The organism is Vibrio sp. F13 (genome assembly GCF_020806305.2).
Lineage (GTDB): Bacteria > Pseudomonadota > Gammaproteobacteria > Enterobacterales > Vibrionaceae > Vibrio > Vibrio crassostreae_C.
Map to the genome: position 1 here is coordinate 467,283 of NZ_CP170175.1, position 13,574 is coordinate 480,856.

15 protein-coding genes are annotated in these 13,574 nt (G+C 43.6%); 3 read left to right on the forward strand and 12 right to left on the reverse strand.

Translation table 11 applies throughout. The features are described 5' to 3' along the window. Positions 1 to 5: 5 nt before the first annotated feature. From LMH68_RS02085 to LMH68_RS02095, 3 genes are all read right to left on the reverse strand, one after another. Positions 6 to 386, reverse strand: coding sequence for a VOC family protein (locus tag LMH68_RS02085; protein ID WP_229647210.1), 381 nt, complete (start codon positions 384 to 386; stop codon positions 6 to 8). A gap of 221 nt (positions 387 to 607) precedes the next feature. Beyond that, entirely contained in the window at positions 608 to 1,927 is a 1,320-nt protein-coding gene (locus LMH68_RS02090; RefSeq protein WP_229647209.1) for an LssY C-terminal domain-containing protein, read from the reverse strand. 14 nt (positions 1,928 to 1,941) lie between these two features. Then, positions 1,942 to 2,670 (reverse strand): glycosyltransferase family 2 protein, encoded by a 729-nt coding sequence (locus LMH68_RS02095; protein WP_229647208.1) that lies wholly within the window; start codon positions 2,668 to 2,670, stop codon positions 1,942 to 1,944. A 367-nt stretch (positions 2,671 to 3,037) separates the two neighbouring features. Between LMH68_RS02095 and rplY the strand changes: the two genes are divergently transcribed. Beyond that, positions 3,038 to 3,316: a 50S ribosomal protein L25 gene (gene rplY / locus LMH68_RS02100; protein WP_017060373.1), complete on the forward strand. Its 279-nt coding sequence runs from the start codon at positions 3,038 to 3,040 to the stop codon at positions 3,314 to 3,316. A 168-nt stretch (positions 3,317 to 3,484) separates the two neighbouring features. On the opposite strand, the gene LMH68_RS02105 is transcribed toward rplY, so the two are convergent. From LMH68_RS02105 to LMH68_RS02135, 7 genes are all read right to left on the reverse strand, one after another. Then, positions 3,485 to 3,877 (reverse strand): NUDIX hydrolase, encoded by a 393-nt coding sequence (locus tag LMH68_RS02105; RefSeq protein WP_229647207.1) that lies wholly within the window; start codon positions 3,875 to 3,877, stop codon positions 3,485 to 3,487. 61 nt (positions 3,878 to 3,938) lie between these two features. After that, positions 3,939 to 4,700, reverse strand: coding sequence for a nucleotidyltransferase domain-containing protein (locus LMH68_RS02110; protein ID WP_229647206.1), 762 nt, complete (start codon positions 4,698 to 4,700; stop codon positions 3,939 to 3,941). Positions 4,701 to 4,714: 14 nt separating this feature from the next. After that, on the reverse strand, positions 4,715 to 5,251 hold the full coding sequence (locus LMH68_RS02115) for a GNAT family N-acetyltransferase (protein ID WP_229647205.1): 537 nt from the start codon (positions 5,249 to 5,251) through the stop codon (positions 4,715 to 4,717). A 50-nt stretch (positions 5,252 to 5,301) separates the two neighbouring features. Continuing rightward, complete coding sequence (locus LMH68_RS02120) at positions 5,302 to 5,697, reverse strand: DUF3465 domain-containing protein (RefSeq protein WP_229647204.1); 396 nt, start codon at positions 5,695 to 5,697, stop codon at positions 5,302 to 5,304. A gap of 58 nt (positions 5,698 to 5,755) precedes the next feature. Next, positions 5,756 to 6,007, reverse strand: coding sequence for a TIGR03643 family protein (locus LMH68_RS02125; protein ID WP_065583896.1), 252 nt, complete (start codon positions 6,005 to 6,007; stop codon positions 5,756 to 5,758). Positions 6,008 to 6,130: 123 nt separating this feature from the next. Further along, on the reverse strand, positions 6,131 to 6,943 hold the full coding sequence (locus LMH68_RS02130; RefSeq protein ID WP_229647203.1) for a zinc-dependent metalloprotease: 813 nt from the start codon (positions 6,941 to 6,943) through the stop codon (positions 6,131 to 6,133). 218 nt (positions 6,944 to 7,161) lie between these two features. Beyond that, positions 7,162 to 7,587 (reverse strand): hypothetical protein, encoded by a 426-nt coding sequence (locus tag LMH68_RS02135; RefSeq protein ID WP_017065381.1) that lies wholly within the window; start codon positions 7,585 to 7,587, stop codon positions 7,162 to 7,164. Between the two features lie 528 nt (positions 7,588 to 8,115). Here LMH68_RS02135 and LMH68_RS02140 point away from each other — a divergent pair. Both LMH68_RS02140 and LMH68_RS02145 read left to right on the forward strand, forming a co-directional pair. Then, positions 8,116 to 8,307, forward strand: coding sequence for a hypothetical protein (locus LMH68_RS02140; protein WP_017065380.1), 192 nt, complete (start codon positions 8,116 to 8,118; stop codon positions 8,305 to 8,307). A gap of 206 nt (positions 8,308 to 8,513) precedes the next feature. Further along, complete coding sequence (locus LMH68_RS02145; RefSeq protein WP_229647310.1) at positions 8,514 to 8,933, forward strand: BLUF domain-containing protein; 420 nt, start codon at positions 8,514 to 8,516, stop codon at positions 8,931 to 8,933. A 102-nt stretch (positions 8,934 to 9,035) separates the two neighbouring features. Here LMH68_RS02145 and LMH68_RS02150 read toward each other — a convergent pair whose 3' ends face one another. Both LMH68_RS02150 and LMH68_RS02155 read right to left on the reverse strand, forming a co-directional pair. Next, positions 9,036 to 9,986: an OmpA family protein gene (locus tag LMH68_RS02150; protein WP_229647202.1), complete on the reverse strand. Its 951-nt coding sequence runs from the start codon at positions 9,984 to 9,986 to the stop codon at positions 9,036 to 9,038. 60 nt (positions 9,987 to 10,046) lie between these two features. Further along, entirely contained in the window at positions 10,047 to 13,562 is a 3,516-nt protein-coding gene (locus LMH68_RS02155) for a hypothetical protein (RefSeq protein WP_229647201.1), read from the reverse strand. Positions 13,563 to 13,574 lie beyond the last annotated feature (12 nt).

Genomic DNA, 13,574 nt, shown 5'->3' on the forward strand with positions numbered 1-13,574 from the left:
CATAATTAGCCCATCGAATGTAGCCCAATCATATTGCCTTCTGTATCGCTAACTACACTAATAAAACCATGCTCACCAATGTCCATTTTTGGCACTTGTAACGTGCCGCCATTGGCCGCAGCCAAACTTGCTTCTGTCGCACAGTCTTCACAAGAGAAATAAACCATGGTGCTGTTGCCTCCCGCTTTTACATCGGACATCTTACATAAAGCACCTGTGGCACCGTAACTCTCCATTTCGCAAGGGAATACCCACATCTCAACATCGATTCCCGTTTCATTGTTCAACTTTTCCAGCGTCACTTTAAATACTGACTCGTAGAAAGTTTTTGCTCTCGACATATCATCAACATAAATTTCAAACCAACCAATCGGATTCATTTGCATAACGTTGTCCTTAGTTTTCGCCGCTTACTCGCCCTTAATGAGCATAGTCAAAGTAGAACAAGTTATAGCCGAGGCATTGCTTGAGAGAAGGTGATGTTTGGATAAACATGGCAAGCAGATAGTGCAAAGCCTTGTTTGATTGAGGGTTCAAACAAGGCTCGAGTTTGTTGATATCTAAGAAAAACCAGAGCACTACGAAGAAAGACTTCGTTGAGTCGACCTTATATATCATTCTGAATATCGTTCACCGCGACATTTAAAGTTTGTGAACTATTACTCAGGTTCGTTGCTCCAATCATTAATACCCGACCATCCGTGTAATAGTCATGCTCCTCATTGATCACTTCCACCGTTGCCAATGGGTACTTGTCTAGCTCGATGTCTGGTAGTGACGCTCGTATCTGATTAGCGAGCCTATCTCGCTCTTCATCAACATTAGGGTCAATGTTATGAAGTACGGTCACAATGCCAGAATAAGGGGTGACTTTAAGGCCATCATCATAGCTAATTGCGCCTAACCACTGAGGCTGGTTAGTTTTAATATCAACACCTGCGCGCCACCAGCGAATATGGCTGCGCTTCATCAAATTACCCGGCAATTGAAACGCCATATCTTGCGGCTTGTCTCGCCAATACAAATCAGATACAGGTGGCGTTTTGTCTCTAAGCAATGCGAGATAGCCAGCCCATTCAATCTCATTTCGAGAGAAGGTTTGATTCTCTATCCAGCCTAATTGTTTCATTAAGTCTCTTGGGGTTACTCCAACATAAATGACGTTGATCGCTTGCGCCGAGTAGAATGACGATTTCCCTGGGAATGCTTTATAGGTAACCGAGTTCCAGTCTACTTTGTTTATTTGATCCGTCTCTTGTTGATTCTGAAAATCATCCGCTTTCCAAAAAAAGTGGGCGTAGTTCGCAAACAATACCCACGCTAACATCAGCGCACTCGACTTAAGAACCAAGCGTCGCCACTTCATTCGGTAACCGATAATGGTGAAGACCAATACCGCGAATACCCCGACGATCAAACTATTGTGCTCAGAGATAAATATCTTAAGGCTATTAAGCCACGGAAAGTTTTCAACGCCGTGCGCCAACAACATGCCCCAAGCAATGAACTGCCCTCCACCAAGGGCCAAGCCGATAAACGCCAACACACTGAAATTGCGCCACGGTACACGATGCGAACCCGCTATAAATGGCACTACCCAAGCGATAGGCCCTAATAAGCGAGCAAAAAGAATGATGTATATACCTTTACGAGCAACCAGATAGCGGCAGCGCGCGATTAACCTTTTGGTTTTGGGACGAAACTTAATAAGCCTTCGTTGCGCCTTAGCACCATATTTATAACCAATGAAATAACTGATTTGGTCACCAAGCAAACCACCTAGCATTACCAAAACCAACGCCATCCATGCACCTGAATACAGTTGAAAGCCCGCTGCGATAAAGAACGGCTCTCCCGGTACAAATAGGTTTGGGCCAATGAGAGCATCACCCAATGCTCCCAGAAACAACCCTAGTCCATCAAACATAACAACCTCAACGCTTACTGTTCTTTGTAGTGACCAAACTTGTAGTTCATCTCGTTATTACGCATTTCTCCTTTAAAGAAGCGTCTTACATTGGCTTTAAGATAAGTAGAGCCTGTCTTCACAACGCCATCTTGGTCTAAGCGACGTGGGTCAAAACCAAAAGTCATATTTAGGAATCTAAATCGCCATGTTTTGCTCGCACGTTTTACGTAGTCACAATCTTCACACAGGACGATCTCTTCATCAAAACCGCCGATCTCATCATGCGCCCGTTTAGTCGAGAAAATACATGCGCCAATCGCCGTCGGGAAAAAGAACTGAGTAGTAAACAAGCCTGCGTTAAATAGCCCGTAACCAAACTTGTGTACAAGCGGCAAACCTTTCGAGCTCATGTACACACCCGCCACTTCAAGCTTCTTCTCTTCTAGTTCATAAAGCGCTTTCGCAAGGAAGTTTCGAGGCAAGCTCACGTCAGCATCTAAGAAAAGGATTCGGTTGTATTGCGCCAATGAAGCACCCGTGTTTCGGCCAAAGCTCACACCACGGTTTTCCATGTGATGCACCGTTAATTTTGGCAACGCGTTTTCATAAGCTTGCGCCACTTCTCTGGTGTTATCTTCACTGTTCGAGTCGACAACAATCACTTCAAACTCTTGGTGGGTTTGCACGCTCAACTCTTCCATTAAGCGGCTAATGCGTTTCTCTTCGTTTAGCGTAATTACGACAATGCTTACCGGTTTCATATTTTCACCTATTCATTCTGCTGTTTAATTAACACTAAGATTAACGAACTAAGACTTAACCAAGTCTTAGGCAAACATTCATTTTCCGTTCATTAACTTGATGATTTAGCAGTGATATAAATAGATAAGGATTGCGATGTAAAAGGGAGTAAAATGCGCTAAACAAGCGTTAGCGAACGTTTTATCTCCAAACGAACCCATTATCGAAGGAAATTCACTTTGAGATGGGCTTCTGACTTGCTCATATTGGAATGTGATGTTAGTATCCGCGCTCGCTTAAGCATGAACTTTTATGTTTAAGCATTACCACACACTCAAGGTCGCATTGAGGTGTGAAGTTAATTTTTACTAATTTGAGAGTAAAACTATGAAATTTGAAGCAGTAGTACGTACTGAACTAGGTAAAGGTGCGAGCCGCCGCCTACGTCACGCTGGTAAATTCCCAGCTGTAATCTACGGTGGCGAAGCTGAAGCTGTAGCTATCGAACTTGTTCACGCTGACGTGATCAACCAAATGGACAAGCCTGAATTCTACGAAGCAATCACTCTACTGATTGACGGCGCAGAAGTTAAGGTTAAGCCACAAGACGTTCAACGTCACGCGTTCAAGCCAAAAGTTGAGCACATGGACTTCATCCGCATCTAATTCCCTACCAAGGAATAAGATTGGATTAATCCAGCCTTCTGCATAGAAAAGATAATCGATCTTACCAGTCGAGAAATCTAGAAATTCGAAACCCCGATGCTACCAACATCGGGGTTTCACCGTTTTTGAGCCCTCAAAAAACGTCCAAAACATCTTATCGAATCCAAACTAAAGATACCTACCCACGCGCTCTACTTCTTTCAAAGCAATACCATCGGCTGCTATACCAACAGGAGCTGAACCTAGTGAATACCACTTAACATCATCAGTCTCTTGAGCGGTGATATCTCCTTTCCAGTCACTCACGATAAAATAATGAATCAACTGAAATTCCTTCGTAGGATGGTAAAGCGAACACAAGTATTGGTAATCAATCGGAACAACATTAAGCTCTTCATCAAGTTCACGAAACAGCGCCTGAACCTGGTTTTCACCGTGTTCAATATGGCCGCCAGGTATAGTGATTAAACCGGGATCGGTCTCCCTAGACTCACTACGCTTTTCTAGTAATACCTGCGATTCCTTCAGCATGATAAAAGAAACACACTCGTGGACATCCATCTAATTTTCCTAAAGCCGTTACAAAGGTAGTTAAGTTTGTTGTTCTAGCTTGTGTTAATGCTTAATTTACAACAAGCTTTTTACTCAGCCTTTCATACAATTCAAAAGCTTCTGTTTTAGATATCAAATTTCCGAGAGCGTATTGATGAGCTAGCTCAATATCGTCGCTTTGATTGGAGTAATAGCGCTTGGCGACTGCAGCGCACTGGCTCAGATTGGTGTACCAACTGCCGTCTTGCTCAGCCACAAAATAATACGCCGCTCGCACTAACTTTTTACCAATTACCTTAACGATATCCGCATCAGTCATTGTTTTGAAACTCGAGGGCATTTGCTCAAGAAAAGTAGACAAGTCACCATTGAGAGCTTGAGCGATTTCAATGCTTGGTTTGTATAGTGGGAACTCATTAGATAAATCATTCCCCCAAACACAACAGCAGCAATGCTTGAGCCAAAACTGCCAATGGAATTCTTCGTTGGGCTGCAGAACCTCTGAGAGATACCCTGGATCAATATCAAGCTTAGTCACTTGAGGATAGGTTTGGGGCATGGTGTCGGAAAGTAGGTTAAAGACTTCCTTTTCTCTCTGACCAACAGGCGTAGCGAGTACGATAGAAACATCCAAATCAGAGCGACCAACAATGGCCGTTCCTCTAGGCACGCTTCCATACAAGTAGATACCATCAACTTGACCTGGAAGCTCTCTTAGCAGCGAATCAACGACTGCTGACACCACGTCTTGAAATTCAGGCGCAATGTTCTTTGGCGAATAAAGATTTTGAATGAACCCTTCTCTATCGAGCCCTCTATCTAGCTTCTGCATACCACTTTCCATCACTAAGCCTTTCCCCAATCAGATCGAACAACCGCCAATACAACTGTATCCCACCATTGACCTTTGAAGAGTCGATGTTCTTTAAAACACGCTTCTTGTTTCATTCCCAGTGACTTACATAATTTAATGGCAGCCAAGTTCTTGCTGATGGTTTCAGCGTAGATCCGGTGTATGCCTAACTCTGAGAAACCAAAATCAGCGAGGGCTTCAGAAGCTTCTATAGAAAGCCCTTTTCCCTGAATTTCCCTTGAGAAAGCACAGCCCATCGAAGCTTGTTTATCGCCCTCAAGGCGCAAACAAACGGTTCCAATAAACTTCCCCGAGTCTTTGCTTTCAACCGCTAGCTGAAAAGACTGGCGTGGCACTTCCAAAGCCTGCGCAACAAACAACTGAGTTAGCTCTCGATATTTGTTAGGTTCGCAATCACTTTCATCATAGAAACGCTGATACTTAGCGTCTTGAGACATCGCAACAAAGGCACACTCGTCTTCAAGACTCATATCTCGAAGAATCAACCTGTCAGTTTCCAGCTTAAACATCAAAATTCCTTTTTATTTTATAGCCATGAAGGGAAAAGCCTCGGAGGTGTTTACTCGTATACTTTCCCGTTATGCTTCAACCAACCATGAGTGTGATGATTACGAGGGGCTTTGTGCGTCCAGTGCATTACGCCACCTTTCTTGTTCCATTCATATTCACCATAAAATTCAACTCGATCGCCCTTTGCCAGTCCCTGAACACGAGGCGCTAAATCAATATTATGTGCGACTAACAAGGTTTGTCCGCTATCGAGTTGCAAAATGAATTTCTGATGTCGAGAGCCTTTATTATCATCAGGAAGTACTCGATACACCGTACCCGATCCGCGCACCTGAACGTCGCTTTGGTGATTTTCGTAAGCTTGCTTAAGTCGCGTATCATTCGCTTGAACATGACTGATGCCGAAGCTAAGCAGCACCAAAAGTAGAGCGCAAAATTGTTTCATTCCTTTCATTTCCCATATCTGTGTGTTGATTTGGGATACTGGCTGGGCATCCCCTCTTTTAACGATGCTTGTACTGAGTCGGACAATAACCTCTCGAAACGTCCGAACTGCGCAGTTTTACATGCTTGGTCGAGCGCCCAGAAACACGTGAGCGCCACAGCTTAAAACTGCCAAGCTTGAGATGGCTACGCATAAAACGAATCACTTGCGATTCATTCAAACCAAATTGCTGTTCTATTGCTTCAAACGGCGTTCTGTCTTCCCACGCCATTTCAATAATTCTTGATTCATTCTCTTTGGATAACATCATACATACTCTTCCTTAATAAACTGGGAGAAATACGCTCGTTCCAAATTTAAAGATCACAGGACAAACACTTTGAATTGAACGCGTTATAACGTTCGATAAAACAACAGGCTACCAACTAGGCAATCATGGGATTAAATAAGCTTGTGCGAACTCTCTAAGCACTCTCGCATTATTGTGGTATTTGCTATCCCCGCACTTTGTGCCATCTACTCTGATGTCCGGGCTGGAATATGCAGGTATAACATCTCGCTCATAAGACATCACTGTGCCTCTGTCAGCACAAATTGTACCGAAGGAATATTGAGGAGCTCTTGGATACGTTCCAGAAATGTAACTTTCTATACTATCAAAATCTTTCAATAACGTTTTATAGTCATGATTAGCACCACTTAAATGGCCAATTTCATGCTCCATTAAGTAATCAGGGCAGTTTATCGCTAAAGAAAAAAAGTAGGATACCGAAGAAGACATACCACAATAATCAGACTCAAAGCTAAAATTATAATTAGAAAATACTATCCCAGTAAAAATGGGGACGCCGTCTTCTGTTGTTTCTGGAATCGGTTCTTCCATCGAGAGTTTTAATAACCTCTCTGCTGCGCCCAAATCTTGAAACCAAAGGCTGTCAATTTCAGACGTATAAGTCACCTTAGTGACTTTTCTCGTCATAGGGACGCAGGAGTTTTTTAACACCAGATTCGAATAGCTTTCCCATGTCGCTATTTTAGAGGCTATAAATGCTTTGGAATATTCATCTAACACCGATTCATCAACATAAAGGTGGATTTCTGTATTCAAAACCTCGCTCTGTACACAAGTAGGAAACTCGATGCTTTGAGCATTGGAGAGTCGACTATTGCTCAACACTATAATCAAAACACAACCAACTAACTGGATGAGCCTTTTAAAAGAACTCTCACTGACTCGTGTATTCATTTCCACCCTCTCCCTATATTCAAAACCACAAAGAGCATCAAAAACGCCGTGACTTAAGATTCATATCAACCCCCATTACACATATAAGCATTGGCCTCTCAAAGTAACCTGCACTACCTGTGTTTTTCAGAAAATAAAAAGCTCGCCATACAATGACGAGCCTTGTTGATTATGGGAGCTTAACGCTTATAAGACCTTAACCTTAACCGATCTAGCCACTAAGACAGCTGATCGCGTAAAGCCAATTCAACGTTTTTCAATACTTTGAACTCTTCTCGAGTACAACCGCGCGCCACGGAAACCCAATGGTCGCCAGTTTCATCGGCCCCTTTAAACTCTGCACGCAACTCATATCGTCGCCATGTAACAAACGCCAAAATAAAGGTCAGTGCAAGCATTGGTAAACCGAACTGAGGAACAAATGCCCAAGTCGCCGCCGAGAGGACTAAAGCCAACGAAACGATATTGATTGCGTTTTCTTTAAGACCCAATTGACGAATTTCTAACTGTTTGATTTTACGTAAGCTATACACATCTTTTTTAACTCGGAGTTCATCAGAACCCACCAGAAAGTCTGATGCTTTGTATGACCTACGAAGTCGCACTAAATTCGCTAACCTGTTGCGTGTTTGGTTCTTATTCATCGCCTTTCTCCATGTTATTTAAAGGTTAGTAAAAACTAATATAATCATGAAGTTAATGAACGAATGCTTGTTTTATAAATCAAACCAATATTAAAATCAAGCCTATGCAATTAATAACAATTATAACAACACCACTTAGCATATAAAATTCAAATAAAAAGAAGGCTTATTGAGGAGTCTACTCATCGTAAATCGATGTACTTTAGTTAAGTGAGATATAGGCCGATAATATTTCCAATAACCGACCAAACATACCAAACGGCGGGCATAATTCCTCCTGCTTTGTAACCACTTATTTCAACGCGATTTTTGCGACAAACTTCGTGTTCAAGGAATGCTGAACAGTGGTCACATAACGCTCCACTTGTCATAGGTCGCATAACTCCCTTGCCCACTATCCATCCGGCTTTTAAATACCTGAATCACTCAATTGAACATATCAATATAGCTTATCGATTAAGCAATTGATCTCATAATGTAGAGTCTGTACGCTTACACTATGCACACGGTTACCTAATGAAGATCACGATGAACGAACTACTGACATGCGGTATGGAACAGAAACAACGAACAACGGTGACGAGTTTATTCGCAAGAAATGGATTTAAGATCGCAACGACTGACTTTGATGATGTGACTTTCGAACGTGAAAATGTGTTGGTCAACGTTCGATTTGATTCCTCTTCTAACGTTGAATCGATTTCAACTCTAAACAACTAACGAGCTCACAAGCAGGTCGCTAAAATAATTGAATGGCCAACATTCGAGTCATTTTAGCGTATCTTGCAACCTGCCCTTTTCTACTTCATCCCCATCCTCTTCTCTTCCAAAAGCCACCGAGTGACAATTAAATCAATGACTCGCAATTCCATGAACTTGGCTTATATTTATTAATACCCTTTGTACAAAAATTCGAAATGATGCCTGTGTTCCTAACTCGGTTAATTTATGTCAGTACGCTCTGTGAAAGTTGCGATTCTCAGGCTTTGAACGACATTCTTCAGATTTCACACGACCGCAATAAGCAAAGCCATTTAACAGGCCTTCTAAGCCACAATGATAAGTATTTCCTGCAATGTATTGAAGGTTCGAGAACCGCAGTGAACCATACTTACAATCATATCTTGAATGACACGCGACACAAAAACGTCATGATTTTATATTTCAAAGAGATCGATTGTAGGCAGTTTGGTGATTGGTCTATGGGTGATATTCCACAATCTAGCCTAACTGAACTGGTTAATTTACAGTTTTCAACATCTGATCAATTTAACCCGTACGAAATGTCTGGCGAAAGTGCTTACCGAATGCTTTTAGAGTTAAAGAAAAATTTGCCATCTGAATAGATATTCGACCCGACTTAATCCCTAGAGCGAGCAACAAAAAGCCCCAACGTAGGGGCTTTTTGCGTTTTATAGAGGCATCTATTTGTTATTCTTCAGTAATTTCTACTCACTCTCGCTGCTCGACGCCTCTTGTTCACTGCCAGAAAGAGCTTGCTGTTCGGCGGTAATATCAGACTCTTTGAACACAATGAACGCGCGGCGGTTTAATGCATCGGCTTTTTCAGAGCGTTCATTAATCGCAGGCTGCAACTTACCAAATGACTTCACTTCCCAGTTGAACAGCTTAGGGTCAAGTTTGGTTTTGAGGTATTCAACCACCGTTTCTGCGCGGCGCTCTGCCAACTTTTCATTGTAAGAAAGTGAACCCGCTTGGTCGGTGTGCCCTGCCACCATTATGCTACCTTGCAGGCCGCTCAACTTCGTTGTGAAGTCATCTAACTGAGTTAGGTCTTCTTGCTTGAGTACTGACTTATCGAAATCGAAGTGCGGCGTCATTGCCATATAAACTTTACGTTCTGGTTTTGGCGGCTCACAGAAAGGCATCTCTTCGTACTTCTGAGCTTCTTCAAACACGATAAATGCACGGCGGTTCTCCGCTCGGTCTTTATCTGTCTTACCAAACAGAAGAGGTTGAGTCTCACCAAGATGTTTCACTTCCCAGTCATATTGCGTTGGGTCTAGTTGCCCTTTCAAATAATCTGCGACCGATTTAGCACGGCGCTGTGAAAGGCGCTCATTATATTCGAGAGAACCCTTGAAATCAGTATGGCCGACAATCGTGATGCGCCCTTTTAAGCCTCTGATCTCTTTAACAAAGGTATCTAAGTTGATCTTGTCGAGGTCGCGTAATTGATATCTATCAAACGCAAAATGCTCTGCGATGGCGATATGCACCTCACGCTCTGGCGCCAAACACTCGCTGATTAAAAACTTAGACACATCGATACCAGCAAACTTGTCTCGGTTCTCCTGGCTCACATAGGTGTCGGTTGCACAGCCGGACAGCAGCAAAGTACTCATCACTGCGCTTATTAGGAAAATAATTGTTTTCATCTTACTCTTAACTGTCACTTTGAATTCTCAACTCTTAACTTTCGACCCACTTGGGCAGGCTTAGATCTTACCGACTAAGTTAATGAACACACCAGATGCGTCGTAGTCGTCATCATTGGTTAAGTCACTATCAAACGCAGAGAAGTTATAACCAATCCCCATTTTAAAGTTCTCGCCAATGTGCTTGTTCACCGAAACTAGCGCACCGTGTTCTAGCTCATCGTTGAGTGTGTCTGTTTTCCAGTGGTATTCACCCGTCACATCCCACTCTTTCATCACGCGATAAGAAGCGCTAAGTCCATATAGGTCGATGTCACTTTTAACCATCTCATTCGCACCAGATGCTCGTTCAAAAGCTTGCTGTTTGTCTTTATGGGCGTACTTAGTACCGACGTCCCAATGTTGGTCAATCGAATAGATCGCTTCAACTTCAATGATCTGACTGGTTTCGTCTTGATAATCCACATCGCGATCCAGTTGATCGAAATCTGCAATATACGTGTAGCGGCTCAGTAAATTGAGTCGATCGTTGTAGATCGGACGATACGCGAGGCCGCCAGTGGCTTCGGTAAATTGCGCCATGGTTTCGCCCGTTGTTTCACTTTCGGTGATGGAGTAGTTGTACTTGCCGAACAATGTGTACTCTTCCGTTAAGTGATGCGTGTAACGGTTGGTCGTCACGATTTGTTGCAGCTCTCGCTGAGCGATGTCAGGGTCGTCTTCACTCTTATCCACTCGATATTCAAATTTGTGGCTTAGGGTGATGTCATCTAGGTCAATTGAAGCATTGAAGCTGATGGACTCACGCTCTGTGGTGATGCTCTGGTCATCTTTAATTTCCCCAAGCTGATAACCGATCCCCATCTCGACATCTTCCGTCACATCGTAGCCAAAGCCGTACGAGTCGATACGGCCATGACCATCGTTTTCATCAACAAACTGGTTCTCTTGGTAAAAATCGACACTGCTGGTGAGGTCTGCACGCTGACCAACAATCACGTTGTTTTGACCTTCGTAGTTATCATCTACATAAGTTACGTAGGTTGAGTGGTCATCGGTTACATCGTAAGTCACAGTCGCTTCTGCTACTTGGCCTCGGTCGCCATCGGTGTATTCGCCGCCAAGAGACAAGTCTTCCAACACTTGGAATTCAGCGCCAATCGACGCGCTGTCGTTTTCATCATAGTCATCCGACTGATCGACGGTCTTTTGCCCTTTAACGTAAACGCTGTTCTCGCTGTCCCACATGTATTCCAAACGCACGCCCGCTAAGGTCGCATCGCTGTGCTCGTCGTTTTGGTTAAGCTCTTCAGTTTGTTGCCCTGCCGCCGAAACTTTGATGTGCTCGGTGATTTTGACTTGAGTCTCGATCTCAATCGTTTCAGTATCTGTTTCTAGATTACCATCGACATCGCGCTCTTCATTGGTCGAGAAGCGAGAGAGAACCGCCAAGCGATCAGTAGCTTGTAAACGAACTTCAGCACCGTATGCCTCTTGCTCTAGATCATCGCTGCTGCTCGCGTAGCTGTATCCCGCGTCTTTGTCTCGATACCAAAGTTTCAGGTCATTACCAACAGCACCAAAAATGGTTGGAGCAAGATCATAAAGGCTGGTGACAGCTGTGATTTGGACACTGTCGCCCTCGCGGTCTTCCAATGTGTCGCCAATTGGCGTAAAGGTTAAGCCGCCATCAACAGAGACAAAATTCGACTCAGTTTGAGTACCTTCACTGTGTGCAAACTCAGCCTTAATGTAGGTACCTTCTGTTGCACGCAACGTTAAGTCCGTACCGTAAGACTCGTAGTCTTGGTTGTCCTTTTCTTGAGTTGCATACGTCACGCCAACACCAACGTAATCGTTGATCCAACCTTTAGCACGACCACCGTAAGACATCGCGTCTAATGAATCTGAACCTTGTGGAACATACTCATAATCGACAACCAGAAAGTTTTCGTAATCATCGCCGTTTTCAATCACGCTACCAAAGCTATCGGATAGGATGTTGTCGAGTGGCTTGGTCAAAATAATTCGACCTTGGTACGGGTCAAAGTCATAGTCGACGCCCGGCTCAAGTGGAATTTCATTCTGCACTAGGCCAGATTCATCTTTTACTTTTACGTAAACTTTGTCACTTCCCGGTACCGCTTCACCATGACGAAGGAAGTACAGAGAGCCGCCTGTACCCAAGAACTCATCGTGTGCATACAAGGAATCAGCTTCTGCGGTAAAACCGACCACGTTCAAACGATCTTCACCGTATTGTGTAGTATCGCGAGTACGATAATCAGCTTTGAAACCATAGAGGCTGCGGTTGTAATCGTTGTTTTCGGTGCCTGTTAAACCCGTGTTGTAGTTACCCCACAAGTATTGAGACTTATCGTATTCAACATTGAGGTAAACCTTGCCCTTGGTGTTGACCACTTTTTCGATATTTGAGCTATCGCCATAGTTGCCGTAATAAAGCTCATCGTCGTCTTCGAGGATATCGAACACATCCGAATCGTCGGAGGCGAACGGATGTTTGAACATGTCTTTGATTTCACTTTCTCGCGTATCAAAGTGAGTCGTTACACGAAGTTTGTCGCCAAATTTACCCTGACCAAAGTACGCTAAGCGACCTTGGTTGTAGATGTCATCTTGGTACTGGTCATCGACACTTAATGCATCGCTATTACCAGACACATTATTCTTACCAACATAAAGATCAGCCAAGCCAGTTTGTGCGTAGTACGTATCTGGAATACGAACGTAAAGCTTGTAACGACGTTCATCACCGTTATCAAACACAACCTTGGTTGGGAAAATGTAGGAATCTGTTGGTAAGTACTGCTCTGCGTATAAGTTGCCATCTTCGACATCAAATTCATCTTCACCGATGATGACTTTATCAACGCCTTTCAAACCGGTGCCAATGAACTTGGCTAAGCCCGCATTGGTCGGGATGTTGTGACGCATCAGCTTTGCCTGTCCGTAACTTTTACCTTTGCTCTCTTCATCGTCGTTATCGTTTCGGTCGATATCGACTTCAGAGTCCGGCTTAACTAAGTCAGTCACACCAACGGTGGTCACATCCATGTTGCCATCTTTGTCCCACGCTTTTAGGCGGAACATCAGCTGCTCACCGACCTCAAACTGATAATCAACATCAGTTTGACCATCCCAATTGATGTCAGAGTCGTTCGCCAGTTTATCGCCACCAAGTACAGCGATGGGTTCAGACAAACCAAAGTCACCCACACGGTACACTTCCAATTGGTACTTTTTGATGTAGTAACCGTAGTTGGTGGTAATGGTGAAACCGACGCTGTCACGCAGTGTGCCTTGTTCGACTTCTAATTCATCGCTGACACTGACATCTAATACTGGGTCAAAGCGAGTGATGTCACGGCTTGCCCAAATAGCGCCTTGCTCTAGGTAAATACGCGAACTGTCTTGGTCTTGGTTCGGCTTAGTGATTTCAATGTCAGTCGTCTCAGAACCGAGTTTTTCAAGCTTACCTGTGTCTTTCGCTACCGCCATTACGGGGATGGCAGTCAACACACACGTCACTAAACGAGACTTACTAAATACTTTCATACAATTTCCAGA

Coding starts and splice junctions, on each gene's coding strand:
- LMH68_RS02085 (WP_229647210.1), bottom strand. CDS start 386: ATGCAAATGAATCCGATTGGTTGGTTTGAAATTTATGTTGATGATATG.
- LMH68_RS02090 (WP_229647209.1), bottom strand. CDS start 1,927: ATGTTTGATGGACTAGGGTTGTTTCTGGGAGCATTGGGTGATGCTCTC.
- LMH68_RS02095 (WP_229647208.1), bottom strand. CDS start 2,670: ATGAAACCGGTAAGCATTGTCGTAATTACGCTAAACGAAGAGAAACGC.
- rplY (WP_017060373.1), top strand. CDS start 3,038: ATGAAATTTGAAGCAGTAGTACGTACTGAACTAGGTAAAGGTGCGAGC.
- LMH68_RS02105 (WP_229647207.1), bottom strand. CDS start 3,877: ATGGATGTCCACGAGTGTGTTTCTTTTATCATGCTGAAGGAATCGCAG.
- LMH68_RS02110 (WP_229647206.1), bottom strand. CDS start 4,700: ATGCAGAAGCTAGATAGAGGGCTCGATAGAGAAGGGTTCATTCAAAAT.
- LMH68_RS02115 (WP_229647205.1), bottom strand. CDS start 5,251: ATGTTTAAGCTGGAAACTGACAGGTTGATTCTTCGAGATATGAGTCTT.
- LMH68_RS02120 (WP_229647204.1), bottom strand. CDS start 5,697: ATGAAACAATTTTGCGCTCTACTTTTGGTGCTGCTTAGCTTCGGCATC.
- LMH68_RS02125 (WP_065583896.1), bottom strand. CDS start 6,007: ATGATGTTATCCAAAGAGAATGAATCAAGAATTATTGAAATGGCGTGG.
- LMH68_RS02130 (WP_229647203.1), bottom strand. CDS start 6,943: ATGAATACACGAGTCAGTGAGAGTTCTTTTAAAAGGCTCATCCAGTTA.
- LMH68_RS02135 (WP_017065381.1), bottom strand. CDS start 7,587: ATGAATAAGAACCAAACACGCAACAGGTTAGCGAATTTAGTGCGACTT.
- LMH68_RS02140 (WP_017065380.1), top strand. CDS start 8,116: ATGAACGAACTACTGACATGCGGTATGGAACAGAAACAACGAACAACG.
- LMH68_RS02150 (WP_229647202.1), bottom strand. CDS start 9,986: ATGAAAACAATTATTTTCCTAATAAGCGCAGTGATGAGTACTTTGCTG.
- LMH68_RS02155 (WP_229647201.1), bottom strand. CDS start 13,562: ATGAAAGTATTTAGTAAGTCTCGTTTAGTGACGTGTGTGTTGACTGCC.